General features: G+C 39.0%; 19 protein-coding genes and 1 other annotated feature. Of the genes, 6 read left to right on the top strand and 13 right to left on the bottom strand.

What is annotated here, in order from left to right; genetic code table 11:
* The first annotated feature begins 58 nt into the window (after positions 1-58).
* Positions 59-631, top strand: a complete 573-nt coding sequence (locus QLQ22_RS07420) for an MEDS domain-containing protein (RefSeq protein ID WP_252208332.1) — start codon at positions 59-61, stop codon at positions 629-631.
* 243 nt (positions 632-874) lie between these two features.
* Here the strand turns inward: QLQ22_RS07420 and QLQ22_RS07415 are convergent, their stop codons facing one another.
* The 3 genes from QLQ22_RS07415 to QLQ22_RS07405 form a co-directional block, all read right to left on the bottom strand.
* Complete coding sequence (locus QLQ22_RS07415; protein WP_284016352.1) at positions 875-1,300, bottom strand: VOC family protein; 426 nt, start codon at positions 1,298-1,300, stop codon at positions 875-877.
* A 381-nt stretch (positions 1,301-1,681) separates the two neighbouring features.
* The gene (locus tag QLQ22_RS07410; RefSeq protein WP_284016351.1) at positions 1,682-3,583 is read right to left on the bottom strand and encodes an acyltransferase family protein; all 1,902 of its coding nucleotides are present in this window, start codon (positions 3,581-3,583) and stop codon (positions 1,682-1,684) included.
* A gap of 412 nt (positions 3,584-3,995) precedes the next feature.
* The gene (locus tag QLQ22_RS07405; RefSeq protein WP_284016350.1) at positions 3,996-4,118 is read right to left on the bottom strand and encodes a hypothetical protein; all 123 of its coding nucleotides are present in this window, start codon (positions 4,116-4,118) and stop codon (positions 3,996-3,998) included.
* Positions 4,119-4,494: 376 nt separating this feature from the next.
* Here QLQ22_RS07405 and QLQ22_RS07400 point away from each other — a divergent pair, with 376 nt between their 5' ends.
* Positions 4,495-7,338: a winged helix-turn-helix domain-containing protein gene (locus tag QLQ22_RS07400; protein ID WP_284016349.1), complete on the top strand. Its 2,844-nt coding sequence runs from the start codon at positions 4,495-4,497 to the stop codon at positions 7,336-7,338.
* Positions 7,339-7,601: 263 nt separating this feature from the next.
* Here the strand turns inward: QLQ22_RS07400 and QLQ22_RS07395 are convergent, their stop codons facing one another.
* Together QLQ22_RS07395 and QLQ22_RS07390 are read right to left on the bottom strand one after the other, a co-directional pair.
* Entirely contained in the window at positions 7,602-8,444 is an 843-nt protein-coding gene (locus QLQ22_RS07395; protein ID WP_223440785.1) for an aldo/keto reductase, read from the bottom strand.
* 29 nt (positions 8,445-8,473) lie between these two features.
* Positions 8,474-9,682, bottom strand: a complete 1,209-nt coding sequence (locus QLQ22_RS07390) for an MFS transporter (protein ID WP_223440784.1) — start codon at positions 9,680-9,682, stop codon at positions 8,474-8,476.
* Between the two features lie 176 nt (positions 9,683-9,858).
* Here QLQ22_RS07390 and QLQ22_RS07385 point away from each other — a divergent pair, with 176 nt between their 5' ends.
* Positions 9,859-10,218 (top strand): winged helix-turn-helix transcriptional regulator, encoded by a 360-nt coding sequence (locus QLQ22_RS07385; RefSeq protein WP_070876893.1) that lies wholly within the window; start codon positions 9,859-9,861, stop codon positions 10,216-10,218.
* Between the two features lie 207 nt (positions 10,219-10,425).
* The gene (locus tag QLQ22_RS07380; protein WP_284016348.1) at positions 10,426-11,373 is read left to right on the top strand and encodes a nucleoside hydrolase; all 948 of its coding nucleotides are present in this window, start codon (positions 10,426-10,428) and stop codon (positions 11,371-11,373) included.
* Between the two features lie 45 nt (positions 11,374-11,418).
* Here the strand turns inward: QLQ22_RS07380 and QLQ22_RS07375 are convergent, their stop codons facing one another.
* The 4 genes from QLQ22_RS07375 to QLQ22_RS07360 all read right to left on the bottom strand — a co-directional run bounded on the left by QLQ22_RS07375 (position 11,419) and on the right by QLQ22_RS07360 (position 15,642).
* The gene (locus QLQ22_RS07375) at positions 11,419-11,814 is read right to left on the bottom strand and encodes an OsmC family protein (RefSeq protein ID WP_420828861.1); all 396 of its coding nucleotides are present in this window, start codon (positions 11,812-11,814) and stop codon (positions 11,419-11,421) included.
* 63 nt (positions 11,815-11,877) lie between these two features.
* Complete coding sequence (locus tag QLQ22_RS07370; RefSeq protein ID WP_284016347.1) at positions 11,878-13,125, bottom strand: glutamate-5-semialdehyde dehydrogenase; 1,248 nt, start codon at positions 13,123-13,125, stop codon at positions 11,878-11,880.
* 15 nt (positions 13,126-13,140) lie between these two features.
* Positions 13,141-14,232, bottom strand: coding sequence for a glutamate 5-kinase (proB, locus tag QLQ22_RS07365; protein WP_284016346.1), 1,092 nt, complete (start codon positions 14,230-14,232; stop codon positions 13,141-13,143).
* Positions 14,233-14,448: 216 nt separating this feature from the next.
* Positions 14,449-14,670 (bottom strand) — a binding site (T-box leader).
* Positions 14,671-14,823: 153 nt separating this feature from the next.
* The gene (locus QLQ22_RS07360) at positions 14,824-15,642 is read right to left on the bottom strand and encodes a uroporphyrinogen-III synthase (protein ID WP_284016345.1); all 819 of its coding nucleotides are present in this window, start codon (positions 15,640-15,642) and stop codon (positions 14,824-14,826) included.
* Between the two features lie 277 nt (positions 15,643-15,919).
* On the opposite strand from QLQ22_RS07360, the gene QLQ22_RS07355 reads away from it, so the two are divergent.
* Complete coding sequence (locus tag QLQ22_RS07355; RefSeq protein ID WP_284016344.1) at positions 15,920-16,102, top strand: YolD-like family protein; 183 nt, start codon at positions 15,920-15,922, stop codon at positions 16,100-16,102.
* A 38-nt stretch (positions 16,103-16,140) separates the two neighbouring features.
* Here QLQ22_RS07355 and QLQ22_RS07350 read toward each other — a convergent pair whose 3' ends face one another.
* Genes QLQ22_RS07350 through QLQ22_RS07340 form a run of 3 tightly spaced genes read right to left on the bottom strand, consistent with a single transcriptional unit; the run spans position 16,141 to position 18,940 of the window.
* Complete coding sequence (locus QLQ22_RS07350; protein ID WP_284016343.1) at positions 16,141-16,905, bottom strand: HipA family kinase; 765 nt, start codon at positions 16,903-16,905, stop codon at positions 16,141-16,143.
* Positions 16,902-17,987 (bottom strand): glycosyltransferase family 4 protein, encoded by a 1,086-nt coding sequence (locus QLQ22_RS07345; protein ID WP_284016342.1) that lies wholly within the window; start codon positions 17,985-17,987, stop codon positions 16,902-16,904. Before QLQ22_RS07345 ends, QLQ22_RS07350 begins: the two co-directional genes overlap by 4 nt.
* Positions 17,988-18,013: 26 nt before the next feature.
* Entirely contained in the window at positions 18,014-18,940 is a 927-nt protein-coding gene (locus QLQ22_RS07340) for a hypothetical protein (RefSeq protein ID WP_284016341.1), read from the bottom strand.
* Positions 18,941-19,133: 193 nt separating this feature from the next.
* Here QLQ22_RS07340 and QLQ22_RS07335 point away from each other — a divergent pair, with 193 nt between their 5' ends.
* A complete protein-coding gene (locus tag QLQ22_RS07335; protein ID WP_284016340.1) occupies positions 19,134-19,889 on the top strand; it encodes an NUDIX domain-containing protein in 756 nt (251 codons plus the stop codon).
* A 75-nt stretch (positions 19,890-19,964) separates the two neighbouring features.
* Here QLQ22_RS07335 and QLQ22_RS07330 read toward each other — a convergent pair whose 3' ends face one another.
* On the bottom strand, positions 19,965-20,978 hold the full coding sequence (locus QLQ22_RS07330) for a S66 family peptidase (RefSeq protein WP_284016339.1): 1,014 nt from the start codon (positions 20,976-20,978) through the stop codon (positions 19,965-19,967).
* Positions 20,979-21,277: the final 299 nt, after the last annotated feature.

Raw genomic sequence — 21,277 nt, 5'->3', positions numbered from 1 at the left:
TTTTAGCTTTCTTCACAGAAATCCATTATAATGAGGGAAAATAAAAAAGGGTGATTACTTGAAAAGCAAAATGAACCAGTTGTTTGATGACCAAAGGAATATTCATGTACTGTATTCCTATAGTGGAACGAAGAATTACATAGATCAGGCAGTGAGTTATATCCAAGATGGCATTTTGGCGGGAGATTACGTTATTCTTATTGAAAATGAACGTGTTTACCGTGCGATTCACAAAGAACTGAGCACTCGGTTAACAAAAAAGCAAATGGAATTCGTTCACTTTGTAAACAACTTCGATTTCTATTATTCAAGCGGCAGTTATCATCCTCCTGCAATCGTTGAATACTTTAATAAAACCGTTCAGCCATATGTGGAAAATAAAATTTCTTTCCGATCTTGGGCACATGTAGAGTGGGCCACTATGGGAGATCCGCTGCATCTAATAAGTGATTTAGAGAAAGCAGTAGACGAAGCTGTAAACCAGCTTTCGTTTCCGTTAATTTGTGCATACGAAGCTGAGAGAATGCCAGACTATCTCAATACGATTTTAATGGAAACACATCCATATGTGTTAATGGAAAATGATATCATCCTCTCCGAGCAATACCAGCCAAAGATTGATGTAAAATAAATAACGCTATTAGTAAAACCGGTTACGGGGTCTTCTTGGTATCCAAGAAGCAGTAAAAAGCAGCTAAAGCCGAATTTCTCGTTGAAACAATGAGAAATTCGGCTTTCGTTGCTCTTACTGGCTCCCTTTTGCCTGAATACCTTGGGAAATGTCTTTTATTAACTTAGTATCACCTTAGCCGGTAATTTCCTGCTAAGAGCATCAAAAACAGCCGCTATGGGTTATCCATGGGGGCTATTTTTATTATTTTTCGCCCTCTGTGTAAATTTGAAACGTTACACCGAACTTGTCCGTTACGATCCCATAAGCAGGGCTAAAAAAAGCTTCCTGCAGCGGCATTTTCACTTCTCCGTCTTGCTTTAGCGATTCAAAGATTTGTTTGGATTTTTCGATGTCGTTCGATGAAATACAGATCGTAACCTGATCTCCAATTTGACTGGTTTGACCAGGAAACATATCTGAAAACATGAGGTCCGTTTCGCCAACTTTCACCATTGCATGTGACACGAGTTCCTTTGCTTCTTCAGGTAAAGGGAATTCTGGATTTTCTGGCATTTCTCCAAAAGTCTGGTTGAAGAGGACTTTCGCGTCCAATGCTTTTTCGTAAAATTGAATCGCTTCCTTTGCATTTCCGTTCATCATTAAATAGGGGGACATTCGCAATGTCATAATTCAGCAGCTCCTTGGCTCAAATTTTTATACAAATGCTTGAGTAACCTTCAAACCTCCGTTTGAACTTGTTAATGGCTGTAACCCCTTTCACATTATTACCCATAAATGTATTTTACAACACAGAACAAATGTTCGTCAATAATAACTTAATTGAAAATTAACAATATTCCCCTTAATACTCTTTACGTTTTTCCTCTTCTGTCATTTGTTTAAATTTCACAAAAAAAGCGCTTCTTCCTATAGAAGAAACGCTACCCTATATAATTTAATTTTACCAATCACTTCGGAAGTTACCTTTTTATCCGCTATATAATTTCACTGCAGCTCAGCCATTAAAAGAAGAATGCCAATCTTACAGCATTCCTCTTCATATTTTCTCTATTTATTTATTTTCTCGGCTATCAAAAAAGCCATCATTTGCGAACCTTGTTCATTAAGATGTATCCCATCAGGAGCAAAATACTCTTCTTGATAGGCACTTGCCGAATACCAGTCCACAATTTCCGCATTTGGGTGGCCCGATTCCACATTATTCAATATCGAGTTCACGACAGCCTCCCAAGGTCTCGGAACCCTTACATTAACTAAAATAATATCCCGTTTGCTGCCAATCAGCTCAATTAGAGACGACAAATGTTCTTCAGAAAAACTGCCATTGGTACCTAGTTCAATTATTACACAACTACCCAATTCATTGGATTTTTTAAGGACCTTGACAATATTCGCTGCTTCTTGCATTTGTCTGCCAACCTTGGCATCAATCATGATATTCGGAAATTCTTTCTTAAGATATGGAGCGACATCAATCATAACTGAATCTCCAATAGCAGTTATAGTAGAATTTCTATTACACTTATTAGAAGACTGCGTATGTGATTTTAAATCAATAATGTCATTGGCTTTATCCTTATTTTCAATAACAGAATCTGTTTGTTTTTTTTCATCTTTAACAAGTACCGAATCATATTTTGACATTTCTGCAGCTGTCTCACTATAAAGAGCAGTAACTTTAGATATAGCTGTTACCAAAATAAGAAGTAAACAGAAGATAAAAAGAGATTGTCTAAGAAATCTCATTTTTTCCTTTCTCTCTCCAAACAGCATCATATTCCAAACCTTTTTATATATTCCATTTCGTATAGGATTCTCAATGAGTTCCCATGACAGAGAAGCAAGACCAATGATTAATGCAAGCTGGAATATGATTCTGAAAATATTTGGTTCACCAACATCAATTTGTGGGCTAGTTAACACGATCACAGGGTAGTGCCAAAGATAAATCCCATAGGAACGCACGCCTATCCAACTAAGAGGTTTAAAACTCAACCATTTATTTAGATTGCTGGCAGGGTGGGCAAGCACCGCAACCAGTAATGCAGCAGCGATAGATAGAAGGATCATACCCCCACGGTAAAGAAAGCCTTCATACTCATTAATATTCCATATCATGAAAAGAATGATAAAAAGGCCTGCTCCGCCAACTGAATCCATTATATAACGAAGCAATGCCGGTAACTCTTTAGAAAGTCTTCTGTTTGGCCATAAGAAAGCAAGCCCTGCTCCAATAAGAAGGGAAAAAGCCCTTGTATCAGTTCCATAGTATATTCTGCTGGGATCAGAACCCGGCTGATACATTAGTGCCATTGCAAGTGCTGAAACAATTGCAAAAAATATAGTTAACCAAAAGAGGAGTTTAGTTTTAAGTCTAAAATGAAACCAAAGACAAATTAACAATGGCCAGATTATATAGAACTGCTCTTCAACAGCCAATGACCAAAAATGAGTAAGAAGAGATGGAATTTCCAATTTTTCAAAATAAGATAAGTCTTGAAATATATACCACCAATTACTTATATATAATAGTGCGTATAATGTATCTCCCCAAAACTTCATCAGTAAAGAATGATTAAAAAGCATGATCCATACCATAACCACCACCAGCATAGCTAACATACCAGGAAGCAGCCTCTTTGCTCGTCGAATCCAAAAATGCTTCAAATCAATTTTCCCATTATTGTTCCATTCTAAAATTAAGAGATCTGTGATCAGATAACCAGAAAGTACAAAAAAAACAGTTACTCCCAAAAGACCTCCTGATGCCCATTTGAAATTTAGATGATAGGCAATTACTGATAGAACGGATATGGCTCTTAAACCGTCCAACCCTTTAATATAACGGTTCTTTCCCTTTTTTTTTGGTTTTTGACTTCTCTTTACTTCCTGTGATTTGATAGCATTTTTCAATATTATTTCAACACTGTTATTCCTTATGGAATTCATATCTATATATTCCTTTCTGGGATTCTATTTATGAACTAACCTTTCCGTCCACGAATACATAATTGTTCTTCTTTAGCCATCAAAGATAGAAACTAGAAAAAATAAATCACTGATTGATGTATAAACGTGCTAATCCGAAATTAAAACTATCTAGTACTCTTAACTGTTCTATTTTTTTAGCCATAATCCTTATCTTTAGTTAATGTAAAAAGAACAAACCCCTGATAGGTCTGTCCTCAGTTTGATTTATATTCGTTCAGATAATCTTGTCCATACACATAAAAATCTGTTGCAGGTCTCTCGCGATTTTCTTTACGACCAAGAACGGAGCCTTTTCCAGTAAGGGGTGCCACTATAAAGGGCAATTGCACTTCAGGGGAAGAGTTTAAAAGTGTAAGGAACTGACCTGGATTCACGCTCCAGCTCCATATGGAAACCGCGGCAGATCTTCTGCTCCTGCAAAATTCGCATTCAGAACATTTACTTGCTTCGTTTCATTCATCACAGTCCCAATTTCTGAAATTGTCTTCATCATAATGTTTCAATCTTACTGATTTCTTACAGAATGCTATTTTTACGTTAACTAAAATAAAAAAGACTGTCTTATCTATATAAGTCAGTCCCTGCTGATTCTGAATGCACTAAATCTCACTCCTATTTGCATGAAGGGCAACGCTACTCCATTAAGAGCATTCTTGTATTCTCTATTTATTATAGCTTCTATAAAATCTCTGGTTTGACTACCTAGCTAAAATCTAACTAGTATATTAGTTTAAGTGACAGCGGTTCTGAATGGTGTTGATAAAATTCAGAAAAATTATAAAAGAAATAAATCTTTATATAATGCAAACTTTAATCTATTTTTTAGGTATAATCTTTATACATCTTTAGAAAGGAACTTTCTATCCTATATGCAAAGAATTTTAGAACATAAAATTAAAATACCCAGCCCACATAATTACTTTGTTCGTAAAAGACTATATTCGTACCTAGATAAACATTCTTCTGCCTCCCTTTTCTTAATAAACTGTGATGCAGGATATGGAAAAACTTCTTTAGTTTCAGGATATGTGCGGCATAAAAAAGTGCCGGCCGTCTGGTACCATTTGGACGCGGATGATCAGGAAGCTCATATTTTTCTTAGTTATCTCAAAACTGCTATTTTAAGAATAACTTCAAATAATGAAATGAATTTAATTGTTAATCGTGAAGAGATCGAAAGTGAATTCCAGGATCTTCTTTCCATCCTAACAAATTGGTCTGATCTCCTATTTATTGTTATAGACAACTGCCAGCACATAGAAAGCAATAACAAAATACACCAGATGCTAGATCAACTTCTTCAATATTCTTCTTCTTCCATAACATTTATTTTAATAGGACAAATTAGAATTAAACGAATCCCAGTACAATTAAAATTAAATCGCAGAGTTATAGAGATAAATAAGGAACATTTATCTTTTACGAAAACAGAAACTGAACAATATCTTAGACATTTGCACGGCATTCAACAAAATCATGAAATTACTGCTGTCCATGAAAAAACAGATGGGTGGATAACAGGTATACAATTCTATCTTCAATCTATTCAAGATATGGAGGATAGAACTCACAGTGATGCCATTATGAATTTTCCCGGTATTCATGACATTCATGATTATTTTACTTTTCATGTAATGGCTAGACTGCCAGAAGATTTGAAAATCTTTCTCTATAAAACCTCTTTGCTTACAGAACTTGACCTATCTGTTATTAATCAGTTCCTGGCAATTCCTAACTCTGAGAAAATAATAGATGGTCTATTAACAAGAGGGGTCTTCCTTTCCAAAGATGAACAAGGGGTTCTATGTTATCATCCTATGTTTCAGTCTTATTTATATGAAGAGTTTCAGGATATACTGAAAGATTCTGATCAAGATATTAGCGATCACCATATAAAGATCGCAAAAGTCTACAAAGATAAATGTATGTTTTTCCCTTCGTTTGTGCATTATGTTGCAGGTGAGGATTACTATCAAGCCGCTCAATTAGTAAGAAATATGGAGCTAAGATATAATCCTGACAAATTTTTGATCCTTATTCTTAACTGGTTAGATGGGATTTACGCTCACGACAAGATGCCATTTGATAGCGTTTTCCTTTTTCGTTGCATTCCCCTAGCCATATTAGATCAGCTGATCCTTCCAATTGAAAAGTATATGAAAATCTTAGAAGAAAAAGAAAACCTTCTGCAGTTATGTCATCTTCAATATTGTTTGGCTACAATATACAGACACAAAGGTGAGTTCGAAAAGGCAAAATGTTTTTACCTTACTTCATTAGATTACAGTGAAAAATGGAACATTCACTCCTCTACTGTGTTGAATCTTGTTGGACTTTCAGAAGTCTATCTCAATTCTGGTCTTTTTCATGAAGCAGAAAAGAAAGCAAGGCAAGCGTTATTTTTATCAGAAAGATACCAGATTACTCATTGTCAAATATACGCACTTTGGTTCTTGGCTGAAATTCATCTGCAACAAAATAAGGCCGATACTGCTTTACCTTTTTTAGAACAATTGAAAACGTTATTGGATCATGCTATAGAATATGACGCTCGAAGTGTTTATCTTTATTATTCTTTGAGTCGGTTAAAGGCATTGCAAAAGGATTATGCTCAATCACTGGAATTTGCAGAAAAAGGGATGCGTGATGCTAATAAATTTGGGAATGACCTTGACCTCGGCGGATCATACTTTCAATTAGGGCAAACCTATATACAAATGAAAAATTGGGATAAAGCAGAAGAATGCTTAAACTTAGCAGTGAAGGAACTTGAATATTTTACGTTTTATCGTTGTCTAGCAAAAAGCAAGCTTGTAAATCTATTCGAATTAAAAGGTGATTATAAGGCTGCCAATGAAATGAGGAATGATTTATTAAATATCTGCCGGATAAATCAATATCATTATTTAGCTGAACAAATCAACCTAACCCAGAGATGTACCCTAATAAGTAATATCCCAATGGTCCAGCCATTATCCATTAAGGTTTTAGGGGATTTTAAGGTAACTCTTGATGGGAAACCTGTCATCATAAAACGTAAATCGAGCCTAAAAATGCTTCAGCTATTAATCGTAAATAGACAAAAAAAATTACAAAAAGACTACATGCTTGATACTCTTTTTCCCGAAGTTACTTTTGAATCCATAAACAACCACTTTTATGTTTCATTATCGACTTTACGAAAAGTGCTCGAACCTGAACTAAATTCAGGAAGAAATTCACGTTATATCAGTCAAATTGATGATCATTATATACTCAAATCTGAACATCTTTATTTAGACGTGGATGAATTTCTTTCTCTATCGGATAATAATTCAAATTCTTTATCAAAAATTCCAATAGAGAAACTATTAAAGGCGGAGTCTTTATATAAAGGAAACTTATTTGAAGAATATCCTTACGAGCCTTTCATTGAGCAAGAACGTGAGAGAATACGGGCAAAACACCTTACTATTTTAAGAACGTTGGCTCATTATAATTGGAGTATAAATGATTTTACTAATGGAATTGAATACTTTGAAAAAATACTGGCCATAGATCCTTATCAGGAATTAATTTATCTTGAATATATTAAGAAGCTGCTGGAAAATAACTTGTTTATACAGGCAAAAAATGTAGCTGAACGTAATATTAAGTTTGTAGAGAAAGAGCTTGGAATTAATGTAAGCACTAAAATAAATGAAATATTTCATCCTTACTCTTTCTCGATGTAAAATTACTTAAAAAATAAAATAATAACTTTACTAGATATATTTATAAATTTATAGCGTTAAGCAAAGCACAAGGGAGGCTATACTCCTCTTTGTGCTTTTTTTATCGATTTAATGACCATTACGTTTAATCCCATACAATTACTCCAGACATAGTACTGCAAATGCGAAAAAGCACACCATTTTTTTAAAAAAATGGTGTGCCAAAATAGAATGTTATATAATGCTTTTACGCCACTGAACTAATCCATTAATGAGGACTCTAATTAAAAATCAAAATTGTCAGGATCAGGGCCAACTCGTTCATTTTTATTCAGTCCATCAATAAGAGCCATGTCCCCGTCTGTTAACTCAAAATCAAAGATCGCTGCATTCTGGATGATGCGTTCCTCTTTTGTTGATTTTGGAATCGTGATCACTCCGTTTTGAAGGTCCCACCGCAGAATGATTTGGGCAATTGATTTCTTGTATTTATTTGCAATTTCCTGCAGCTGCGGATGATTCAATAATTGGCCCTGCATCAAAGGAGACCATGCTTCAAGCTGAATACCATGTTCCCTGCAAAACGATAGAAGAGTTTTTTGAGTCAGACGCGGATGGAATTCCACTTGGTTAATCATTGGTTTGATTTCCGCATCTTCCATCAGACTTTCCAAATGATGAGTTTGGAAATTGCTTACGCCTATCGCTTTAATTTTTCCACTCTTATAAAGAGTTTCAAGCGCTCTCCATGCTTCCTTATATTTGCCTTCTACCGGCCAGTGAATCAGGTATAAATCCAAGTAGTCTAAACCAAGTTTAGTTAAGCTCGTTTCATAAGCTGCGAGCGTTTGATCGTAACCTAAATCCGCGTTCCAGACCTTCGATGTGACAAATAGATCTTCTCTGCGGATACCAGCTTCAGCTATCCCTTCACGTATTCCTTGTCCAACGCCTTCTTCGTTTCCATAAATAGCCGCCGTATCAATACTGCGGTATCCATGTTTAATGGCTGCTTTTACGGCATTTACAAGCTCTGGTCCTTCTTCTACTTTAAACACGCCAAGCCCGAACCATGGCATTTTCACACCGTTATGCAGAGTTGTTGTACTTTGTAAGTTGTTCATCATTTTCATATTCCTCCTATAATTTCAATAAGTTATCCAGCTAGTTTTTGTCCTTGCATTTTCTGATCTTTATTTTCTAGCGCGCGGCTCCAGCCCGTAAGAATAACAGCGCCCAAAACCATGAATCCTCCGATCCAGGCAGTGTGAATCAGGCCAATTGAATCCGTAATGATTCCTCCCAAGAATGCGCCAATCGCAATTCCTGCATTAAACGCAGCAATATTGATCGCAGATGCCACATCAACGGCACTTGGCACAAAACGTTCCGCAAGCATGACGACATAAACCTGAAGCCCAGGCACGTTCATGAAAGCAAATAGTCCCATCAATAAAATCGTCAGCAAACCTGCAATTTTGAATGGAGCGGTAAAGCTTAACACGAAGAGTACGATAGCCTGCACAATAAACATATAAAATAATGCCTTAATCGGATTTTTATTCGATAGCTTTCCGCCAATCATATTTCCGATGGCGATCGCAATTCCATAAACAAGTAAAATCATTGCTACTGTTCCTTCTTTAAAACCTGTTACATTTTGAAGCAGCGGTGACAGGTACGTAAAGACAACGAATGTTCCGCCGTATCCAAGAGCTGTAATCATAAAGACAAGCAGCAGACGGCCGTTCTTTACTAGCTTCAGCTGATCGGCAAATGTTGTGCGATTGCCTTTTTTCAAATCAGACGGCACTAAAATGCTGTTGGCAATAAGTGCAGCCAGCCCAATAATAATAATCACAATAAATGCAAGTCTCCAGCCAAATTGCTGGCCAATAAATGTTCCAAACGGAACTCCTGTTACAGTTGCTACTGTCAGACCGGTGAACATGATGGAAATTGCACTTGCCCGGCGGTTTTCTGGTACAAGGTCGGCTGCAATCGTTGAACCGATCGACATAAACACACCGTGTGAAAGTGCTGCGATAATACGTCCGCCTAATAAAACTCCAATGCTTGTAGCTCCGGCAGAAAGACTATTGCCGATAAGAAAAACAATCATAATCCAAAGCAATAACGTTTTGCGTGACATGTTTGATGTGAGCGATGTCAGAATCGGTGCCCCGAACATGACCCCCACTGCATATAAAGAAACGGTTAATCCTGCAGTTGTAACAGGTATGGCTAAATCCTCAGAAATCATCGGAAGCAAACCGACGCTGATGAATTCAGTTGTACCAATGGCAAAAGCACTGACTGCTAATGCGAGCAGCGCGAGCGTACTTCTCTTTTTATCTAAAGTCATCTTTTCTCCTCCTAAAAAATTGAATATTTATTAAAAATAAGTGTATGGTAAAGATCAGCCGGCAAATGTTATTATGAAACATATCGGACATCATGAAAAGTACGTACTTTTAAGTGCTGTAGGAACTTTTAAGTTCGGTAGGCACTTTTTGGTGCCTATAATATAGGAGGGATTTCATGCAAAAAAAATACAATATACCTGTTGAAGCAACACTTGAAATCATTGGCGGCAAGTGGAAATGCGTGATTCTCTGTCACTTGACTCACGGCAAAAAACGGACAAACGAATTAAAGCGCCTGATGCCAAACATTACGCAAAAAATGCTGACACAGCAATTGAGGGAGCTTGAAGATGATGGCGTCATTAACCGGATTGTCCATCAGCAGATTCCTCCCAAAGTTGAATATGAGCTCAGCGAATACGGCTGGAGTCTGCAGACGATTTTAGATTCACTCTGTGCCTGGGGAGAAGGCCATATTACGAAGGTGTATGGGGATAAATCGGCGGTTCTTGAGGAAAGTATTCTGAATAAGTAAATGAAAAAATCGAAATTCCTTCTTGGGATTTCGATTTTTTTAATAGTGCGGTTTTTAAGAATAGCTTAATCAACCGATTTGTCTTTTTTGCTTTTCCATGAATTAGGTATTTGGAAGTGATTTTCCAAAACCTGTAGATAAGAGGTATTTTACATAAGGTAAAAGGATACAGATTAGAAATACCATCAAATACGAGGAGGCTTTGCGGTGGCGTTAAAGGTCTTGCTGTTTGGAGATATCGGCATTGATGACATTGTTGCCCTAATATATGGAGCGCTGCATGAGGAGATCGAAATCGTTGGGGTTGTAGCTGATTACGGGAACATTCCAAGAAAAAATGCAATGGCCAGCGTCCAGTATTTGCACGATTTATTTAACCAATCTGATCACATCCCTATTTTTGAAGGAGCAGAGCTTCCGATGACAGGAGAAAATCCGACCTATTATCCTGAAATCCACGGGGAATACGGGATGGGCCCTATCATACCTGAGCAGGAGTATTCCGGCAAGGGCGATAACTTTCTGGAAATAGTAAAGCTTATTGAAGCCCATGGACAAGATCTGACCATTATCAGCATTGGCAGGCTCACATCACTTGCTACCATGTTTATTCACTATAGAACGTTAATGAACAGCGTCAAAGCATATTATGTCATGGGCGGAGCTTTTTGGGTGCCTGGAAATGTGACACCTGTGTCAGAGGCTAATTTCCATGCAGATCCTGTTGCAGCCAAAGTGGTTCTGACTCACGCAAGCAATCTGACGATTATCCCATTGAATGTAACCGAACGAGCCATTGTCAGTCAGGAAATGGTCGATTACATTGCAAGCATAGGGAAAGCCAAAATTCTAAAGCCTCTGCTTGACTACTATTTTGCTTTTTACAAAAAAAGAAATCCGGCTGCACCAGGCAGTCCTGTTCATGATGCCTTAACGATTATGGCTCCGCTTCATCCGGAAATGCTGAGCTACAGATCATTGCCCGTTTATGTTGTCCAATCAAAGGATGGGATAGAAAGAGGCCACAGTATTGCAGATATCAGACCCTATGTGAAAATCGGGGAAAAAGAGAAAAAACACCGTATCGCATTTGAACTCAATTACAGTCTGTTCTTTTCTAAATTCATGTCAACCATGACGGGGGAACGATTTTAATAAATAAAAAAGAGAGCTGCAGTACTAGGCAGCTCTCTTTTTTTATTATATTTTCTGTGCACCGATTACACCATTAATCGAATACCCAACTGATATTTCCGCATTCAGCGATTGCGAAACAGAACAATATTTGTCCTTCGACAGCTGAATCGCCCTTATCACTTTTTCTTCAGGCAGATCTCCTTCTAATATATAGTGAATGTGGACCGCTGTGAAGCGTTTCGGATGATCTTCTGCACGTGTACCGTTTACTTCCATGTGAAAAGAGGAAGGATTCAGCCTCATTTTTTGCAGGATGGAAATGATGTCAATTCCAGTACAGCCTGCAACTGCATGTAAAAGCAGCTCCGTTGGCCTTGCACCTGTATTTTCTCCGCCGAATTCTTCTGCGGCATCCATTTTCACTTCATGTCCTGAAGGCGTTGTTCCGGAGAAACTCATTTTTCCGTTCCATTTGATTGATGTGTTCAATTTGTTCAGTCCTTCCTGAATTGATGTTGTTAGCTATTCCCTGATCTGTCCATTTCCATAAATGAAATGTTTGCTTGATGTCAGCGCAGGCAGACCCATCGGTCCCCTTGCATGCAGTTTTTGTGTGCTGATGCCGATCTCTGCTCCATAGCCAAATTCAAAGCCATCCGTAAATCGGGTTGATGCATTATGATAAACAGCGGCAGCGTCTACCCTTGTCTGAAACTGTGATGCGTTTCCTTCATTCGTTGTAAGTATGGCTTCTGAATGCTTTGTCCCATATTTATTGATATGATGGATGGCTTCCTCCAGATCCTTCACTGACTTTACGCTGACGGTCAGTGCTAAATATTCTGTGCTCCAATCTTCTTCAGCTGCTGGTTTTGCTTTTGGAAAAATAGAGCGGATTTGCTCATCACCATAGATTTCAACTGATTGATCGTGAAGCTGCTGCAATAGCTTTTCCCCGCTCGTTTGAAGCCACTTTTCATGAATCAAAATCGTTTCAATGGCATTGCACACGGATGGACGCTGTGTTTTTCCGTTTAAGACGATCCGTTCAGACATTGTTGGATCTGCTGATTCATCAATGTATATATGGCAGTTGCCTGCGCCTGTTTCAAGGACTGGAACAGTGGATTCTCTAACGACTGTATCGATCAGTTTTTTTCCGCCCCGCGGGATCAAAACATCGAGGTATTCATTTAGGGTGAATAACTCTTTCGCTGTTTCCCTGCTCGTGTCTTCGATGAGCTGCACGGCCTCCTGCGGAATTGCCGTTTGTTCAAGAGCGCGGTGGATGACGGATACAAGCGCTTTGTTTGAATGGATGGAGGAAGAGCTGCCTCGTAAGATGACGGCATTTCCTGTTTTCAATGAAAGTGTTGCGGCGTCGATGGTGACGTTTGGCCTTGCTTCATAAATCATGCCGATCACTCCAAGAGGAACACGCTTTTTCTGGATAAGAAGGCCGTTTTCTTTTTCGATGGTTTCAAGTGTTTCTCCGATTGGATCTTTCAGTTTGATCAGGAGACGGATGGCGTGTGCCATGTCTTCAATGCGCTTTTTGTTCAGCAGCATTCGGTCAAGGATGGAGTCAGATAAGCCATTAGATCTTCCAAAATCAAGGTCCTTTTGATTTTCGGTGACAAGATAGTCTTGTTCCCTTTCTAATTGCTGGGCAATTTTTTCTAATGCGGTATTTTTTTCTTCAGTCGTTTTTTCAATTAAATGATAGCTGACAGCTTTGGCTGCCTTGCCTTTTCTTAGTACTTCGCTCATGTTTTCCCCTCCGTTTCAGGCTTTGACCCAGCGGTCGCGGTGAATCACTTCGATAGAGATAATTTCATCTGTCAATTCGTGGCTTCGTTTCCCCATTACTTGTTTCAGACTTTCTGATGAATAGAGTACTTCTCCTTTCCCGAGCAGACCGTTTGTCCCGAAAACTTCTACGACGTCCCCTGCTTCAAACGTGCCGGTAATGTCATAAATGCCCGCCGGCAAAAGACTTCTTCCGTTTGCAGTCAATGCAAGCTCAGCGCCTTGATCTACATAGATTTTTCCTCTGACGAGTGAATGCAGGGCGATCCATTGCTTGCTGCTGTTGACGTAGAAACGGCTGTCTCCGCCTATGTACGTTCCGTCGCCTTTTCCGTCAAGGATTTCAATTAATTTCTCTGACCCCGCTCCGGCGCCGATAAAAATTTTCACGCCTAGAGATAAAGCCGTTTTTGCTGCGATGAGCTTGGACTTCATGCCCCCTGTTCCAACAAGTGAACCTGCCCCTTCAGCTCCCTGCATCATTTGATCTGTGATTTCTATAAGCTGATCGAACTTTTTGGCAGCTGGATTTTCACGCGGATTAGAATCATACAATCCGTTGATATCGGTCAAAATAATCAGCTGATCTGCTTGTACGAGTCCGCTGACAAGAGCCGAAAGCATGTCATTGTCGCCAAAGGTTAACTCTTCTACTGAAACCGTATCGTTTTCATTGATGATTGGCAGGATGCCCCGGTCAAGGAGCTCACGGATTGTGGCATAAGCATTTTTATAGCGTTCCTTTTTCGAAAAATCATTGCGGGTGAGCAAAATTTGAGCAGGAATGATGCCAAAACTGCCAAGCTGCTCCATATACGATTGAATCAGGAGACTTTGTCCAACCGCTGCTGCTGCCTGCTTTCCTTTCAGGGTGAGGGGTCTCGCTGGATAGCCCAATTTTCTGAAGCCTGCAGCTACTGCTCCTGATGAGACGAGCAAAACCTCGTGACCAGCTTGTCTAAGGGCGGCGATTGCAGCAATGTGATCCGTAAACTTCTCCTGATCGATTTCTCCTTTGCGGTTCGTTAAGGAGCTGCTGCCAATTTTGACGACAATTCGTTTTTTCATGGGATGGAACCTCCTATTTTGATACAATATGGACGGCCTGCATTTTCTTTTTAGCGAAAACCAGAAATTTATTAGCGAAAACTACATTTTTTCAAGCCGGTTTTGAAGATTTATTAACGGAAATTGGAAAACATTTAGCCGAACCGTATGATGGGCCGTCCGGGCAAATGATTTTATATCCAGTACCTCATTCAAAAAAGCCCTTCTCATCCTTATAGAAAGGACGAAAAGGGCTTTGCTTTTCCGTGGTACCACCTTAGTTGGATGCACACAGCATCCCGCTTTGCCTGATAACGCCAGGTTTATAGCGCCTATGTTTTTGACATAGGACTCTGAGGGCAGGTTCTGCGGCTTTGCTGCGGCGGGGTCTTCCAGCTGATAAACCCCGCTCTCTGTCACATAAAGACCCGCATACTAGTCCCTCTTCAACGTTCATTGATTTTTATATATTATGCGGAGTAAACGTCTTTATGTCAAGAACTTCCCATCTATTTTTTCCACTCAAAACCGTGTGAAACACATCCGATGCTTACAATTAAAACCAGGACATACAGCGTGTTGTTCAGCCATTTTGGCATGATGCATCATCCTTTATTTTATTTTTGCTTCGTCATAAAACCTTGCAAGCTCAATGATCATGGCACCCATTCTTTCAAACTCAGGTGCAAGCGGATTTTTGACGCCTTCTTCCATCAGTGCCTCTGCCGTTATTTTCCCAACAGCTGCCGGCAAAACATGAGTCTCAAACGCGTGAAGGATTTGCGGCAGACACTTCTTTTTTTTCACATAAGCAAATAACTCGCGCACCTGCACTGCGGTTGTAAAACAAACAGCATCTACTTTACGGCTCAGCATTTCCTCACAAAGGAGGCTGACTGCCGCTTCATCTGGAGCAATATGCTGATAAGGCAAAACCTGCAGAACAGAGGCGCCTTTTTCTTCAAGAAATCGGATCAAAGCCGGAGCCGTTTCCCCATGAAGCTGAACCATGATCTTCTTTCCGTTCAAATCCTCATTTTCCAGAGCACGGACAAGCCCTCTTGTCGTCCCGTCATCATCTTTTGCCGCAGGTACTAAACCAAGCTTTTTTAGAGCAGCAAATGTTTTATACCCTCTCGATGCGATTTGCGCCTGATGAATTCTATTTAAATAACCTTCCTCTTCCCCTAGTTTCCGGGCAAGATTTAACAGCGTTTCCGTTCCTATACCCGTTGTAAAGATGACCCAATCCGCACCTTCATGAATAAATTTCCGCAGTGCCGGCTCAACTTGCTCTTCAGCCAAAAAAACAGTCCCCTGCAGAGAACGGACGAAAGGAATCCCTCCCTGTTTTTCAATTAATGTGCTGATTTCATCTGTTTTGCGGGAGCCTGCAATGACAATCCTCTTTCCTTCTAAGCCTTTTCCCATTTTATATCCCCACTTCCTATGACTATATTAAAGAAAAGCCTTTTCGAATGGACCAAGCAATTGGCATATCCGATTTTTCTTATATCTAAAGGTATCATTATGTACTGGTTGTTTCAATCGTTTCTCAGCACAGCCAATGTGTTTTTTTTCACAAAGTGTTCAAACTTTATGTAATCGCTTTCAAAAACTTGTAGTATAATAGGAATATAATCACAGAAAGTCAATTTTATAGACTAATTAACCTTAAATATAACAACTTGCGGAAGGAGAATTCACCATGATCTTAAAAGCTTTGAGGCGAAATAAATTAGTAACGGTTAACTATTACATCGACGGTGCGGTTCAGACATTAAAAGGCCGCGTTCACAACCTGGACCTTAGTGATCAGACACTGTCTTTAGAGGACGAAAACAAGAATATTTTCTCTATCAGGCTTGCAGGAATTAAAGAAATTTATTAAAGAAAAAAGCACTTGAACCATTTCAAGTGCTTTTTTCTTTATGGATGAAGCGGCCGGTAAATGGTCTTGATAAATTTCCGTATCACCTCAGGTAAGATTTTATGCCGTCTGGTATTCAATACATTTATGATTTCCAGCTGATCATCAGAAGAAAGATTCCAGTCTGGGGGAATGAACGCAAAGATTTCTTCCAGCAGCTGTGTCGGAATTGTCTGCACCCTCTCAATTTCCTTCCAAAAGACTTCTTCTTCCTTAATGAATGAAGCCATCATTTGGTGGGTTGCACTCTTCAATAATGTATGCGGAAGCTGTTGCAGGTCTTCTGCTGTCCAAGAATAAGATCCAAAAATTTCTGCGTGGTCAATGACATTCAGAATATAATTTCCAGGAGATTTTTCTTGCAGAATAATATTTTTCTTCGTCCGGTCTGTATTGCAGAGCCAATAATCAAAAACAATAATCTTTGCAAGGTCTGAGGTATTTACTATAGATTTCACTTCTGCCTGATGTCCATTCACACTATCTGGGATATACACACTTGCAAATTGTTTGGAGGTATACTGAAGATCTTCATTCTGGGGGATCGTCTCAAAAAAAGATTCTGATAGGTCGGTTATTGCTGAATATGGCACCGGCAATCCCATAAAACGGGCAATGCAGTAACCAAACCATTCATTAATAAGCGCTTTATTTTCGGAAGGCTTATAAAATTTAACAACATAATCTCGCTTATCCTCAAAAGTTATGAGATGGGCATTATTCGTCTTGCTCTCAAAAAGATTTTTATAAATGGGAGCAGTCATTTTTCATCAGCTCTCTTTACTTCCTTTAGAATCTCAATATATCTTTCAGCACAGTGTGAGAGCTGAAACATGTTTTCAACACGTTCAGTGGAAAGAGTTGAAAGCGATTGATAGTTTTCAGGGTGATCGACTATTTTATAGATTTGCTCTACTGCACCTCTGACATGATTTTCGCGAAATAAGTAGCCTGTCTTCCCATGTTCGACGATTTCAGGTATGGAAGAAACGTTAGGAGCCACTACTGGAACTCCACAAGCCATTGCTTCGATAAATGTGTTTCCAAATGACTCTGCAAGAGTAGTCGCAAGGGTGCAGCCGCCAGATTGCCTAACCTTTGAATAGATTTCAGGCATTTCATGATAAGGAATGACAGGATACCATTTTACAATGTCTGTCAGATCCAGCCTTTTCCATTCAGCTTCGAACAAATCACGTTCCACACTCTTTGCCCCGCCGATAACCCAAAATTGAATATCCTCCCTTTCTTTGCTGACTACTTTGGCAATTTTAAGCATGAGCCTCCAGTTTTTTCTTACATCCAATCTTCCAATATAAGCAACTATTTTTTTATCCGGGGGAAGTAATGGATCACTTTTACTTGTTATTTCAATTGGGCGAAAAAGAGAAGGATCGATTCCATTGTGAATCACTTCAATTGGGGTTTCCTGATTGATCAGAATGGATAAAACCCGCTTTTGATATTCAGATGGGACAACAAAGGTATAAGGTTTATTTTTTTCAACGCCTTTTAGATTACGGTGCAATTTTACAATTTCCGGCGTTCGTGCTTCCACTACGATTGGACCGCTGTAATTTGCCTCTTCAAGCCACTGATATGCTTTACTTGTATCAACAACAATAATGACATCGTAATGATTTTCTGTTAAAATCCTCTTTATTTTCTTTTTGTCATTAGTTAAATACACCGTTGCTATATCTTGTATCATGTGCATTCCGCCCAAGTCCTTACTATAAAGAAAATCAGTGGTTATCCCATATTTTTTAAAATAGATGGCCCGATTTCTCCAGCCTGCATTTACACCGCCGACCGTCAGCAGACGCCAAATAACTAAGATCTTCATTAGGTTCTCCTCTCTCTGATTTTATTTTATTTTTTTGCCTTTTTCTTTTGAGCCTTCATTTCATTTTTCTTTTCTGATTCTCTATTTTTCTCTTCTTTTTTTGCCTTTTTCATTTGAGCCTTCATTTCATTTTGCTTTGCCTTTTTCTTTTGATCCTCCATTTCATTTTGCTTTTCTAATTCTCTATTTTTCTCTTCTTTTACTACTTTACGGACAAGATTTTCGAGCTGTGCGTAATGTTTCGCGGTATCGTTTGTCGTAAGTAAATTTGTTGTTTTTTCACCCAGAGATTTTGAGTCTATGGACTTTTCGGAAGAAATTTTATCGAAAAGCTGCCTGGATATTTCCTCCATCTGCATATAGTGCTCCCACTCATTATAGAGTTCTGGTGCTGCTTCCTTTACATGTGAGAGAAACACAGCTTTATAATCCTCTCCAAGGCTCATTAAAAGTTTTCGGGGATAGGGGTATGTCCGATTCCTCCACACAGTTCTTCCTACATCAATTACTTTTAGCGATCCATCATGCTGAAGGTAAATTTGTCTCTTATGATGATCAATCCGCTCATATCCAATTTCTTTAAAAACCAAAAGCATTTCAATCAGCTTATAAGAGAGCTCCTTCGTTAAAGGATTCACCTGAAGATATTCACGCAGATCTACGCCATATACCATATCCATGACAACAAAGTTTTCCCCTTTGCAATGCACTTTTGGAAGAAGCGGAGTGTTCTTTCCTAATGAAAGAGCATAATATTCACGTTCACAATCCTCTATTTCACCATAAATTTTCATGCATAACTGATCATTGATTTTGAAAACAGCTCCCTGTCTCCCTTTTCCGATCATTTCGAGACCGGATTTATTTTCAACTTCTACATCCATATCCTCAAACTTTATTACACTAATTTGCCTTGCTTTCTTTTTTATTTCTTTGCATTTAATCGAAGCCACTTTCTTCACTTCCTTTGCTGATTTATGTCAAATTACAACACAATTCTTATATAGTAAATGCTATTACCCCCTATTTTGACATGGATAGAAGTACAGTTTGAAATGATTATTTACTAGCTTACCCTGCATGATTTAAAGGATTTTCCAAAACAGTTATCGAAATATAGCCTGGATGTGACGGGAGTGATTAAAATTGATCTACAGAAGAAAAACCTATAAAATTCTGCCTGAAAAAGCGAAATTATTTAATCAATTTTTCCATGATTTCCTTTTGCCGATTCAGCTCAAAAATGGAGCGAGATTGACCGGCCGCTGGATAAACGAAACGAAAGACGAAATTGTCGCTATATGGGAGTATGATAGTTATGAAGAATATATAAAAATTGAAGAACGTGTAAAAAAAGATAATATGCATAAGCTGGCGGCAGAAAAATTAAAGACATTTGGTACACTTTTCACATCAAGTAAACAGGATTTTCTTAACCCTGCGGGAAACTATCATTTTCCCAGACACACCGTTACTGTATCCGGCTATATTACGAATAAAGAAGGTGAAGTTCTGCTCGTAAATACTTTTTGGAGAACGGATACATGGGAACTTCCGGGCGGAGCAGTTGATGAAGGGGAAACACTAGATACAGCTCTGTGCAGAGAGATCCTTGAAGAAACAGGTATTGAGGTTAAACTTCATGGTGTTTCCGGTGTTTATTCAAATGGTACTACTGTTACAATTGTTTTTATTGGCTCGTACAAAGGCGGTAAAGTAATGCCTTCTGATGAAACAAAAGAAGCAGTGTTTCATAAGTTGGACTCTTCTAATATAGAAAACTTTGTTACTCGTGCAAAATATCAGCCTAGGGTAAAGGATGCGATGTCTGGGCGATACATCCCCTATGAAGCATTCAAGGTGCGTCCCTATGAACTTTTGAATCGAATGGGAGATTACTGAAGTCGTTATCCTGCTTGGCAACTACTTAAAAAGAAGAACTGCATGATTGCAGCTCTTCTTTTCACTTTTAGACGATTACTGAAACCTTTGAAGGATTGAACCCCTTCCATTATCCACATTAACTTCAGCGTAAGCTCCATTAATTAACGTGATTTGCGGAGGCTGATGGCCGCAATCGATATCATATATGATTGGAACGTCCAGTTCCTCAGCAAGATCATTGTATACATCCAACACTGTATAATCATCGACAGGATGATTTGCGGCACTTCTTCCGAACAAAATTCCCGAACAGTTTTCAAACCATCCTGCCAGCCTCAGCTGAACAAGGGATCTGCGCAAATCGGTTGCTGTCTGCTCACAGTTTTCAAAGTACCAGAGAATGGGTTCGTTTGGAATGTACTGTTCGCTGAACGTTTTGATATCGCCAAATGGCGTTCCGGCTAAATGGCTAATCAGATCAATACATCCTCCGAGCAATCGGCCTTCTGCTTTTTCGGACCGATTGGACAAGGTCTTCCATTCTGTTGGTTGAGTTAAATGAAAAATGTGCGGAGTCGGATTGTTGTGCTGCCACTCATTCTGGTAATGGCAGGAAGAGAATTGAAGAATCGATTCCCCGCTTTTTGTCTTAAGAACGTTCTCCCACATTGCTGTTGCAGGATCGGATTTCTCGCCTCTTAAATCCACAAGATTGGTTCCATGAGCAGTGGCCATTCCGGTCTTTAGCGTGATGGCAAGCAGAAGCGGACTGATATCGGAATAGCCCAGCACCCATTTCTGCTTGATTGAGTCATAGTTTATAAATTCAAGAATCTCAATCAAAAGCTCGCCGCCCCAGGGTGGGATAATCAGATCAATTTCTTCGTCCTGCATCATACAGTTAAATTCTTCTGCCCGAGTTCTAAAATGAGCTGATTTTGCTTTTTCCTGCGTCCACGGTGTTTTTCCGCAGATCACTTTGTACCCCCTAGATTCCATGCGGGTGCAGGCTTGGGTAAGAATATCGTGCAATTCTGACGGAACCCCTGATGAGGGTGCCGTTACTCCGATTGTTGCTTCATTTTTTAAGATAGGATAGGTAATCATTGATTTCCTCCTGACCGTTTTAGCTGATTTTAACTAAGAAATTACGATCCAACAATGTTTATTATGATTATTTTAAAAATTCTTTCCATTTTTATAGTTTTACTGTCCGAAACTATCCATTTACTGTCCGGTTTAACTGAATTACTTTCTATAATGAGGCATTTACTTTCTTGGTGTGCTCGCTCGCTAAACGACTTCGTTCGAGTTCACATTTGTACGGAATTAATTTGAAAAGTCCCGGAATTAGGATTGAAAGTCTTGGAATTAGTTTGAAATGTCTCGGAATTAATTTGAAAAGT

Source organism: Metabacillus hrfriensis, from assembly GCF_030127205.1.
In the GTDB taxonomy this organism is placed as follows: Bacteria; Bacillota; Bacilli; order Bacillales; family Bacillaceae; genus Bacillus_P; species Bacillus_P dongyingensis.
The sequence above is the reverse complement of the archived record's forward strand: the minus strand, read 5'-3'. Positions and strand labels throughout refer to the sequence as shown.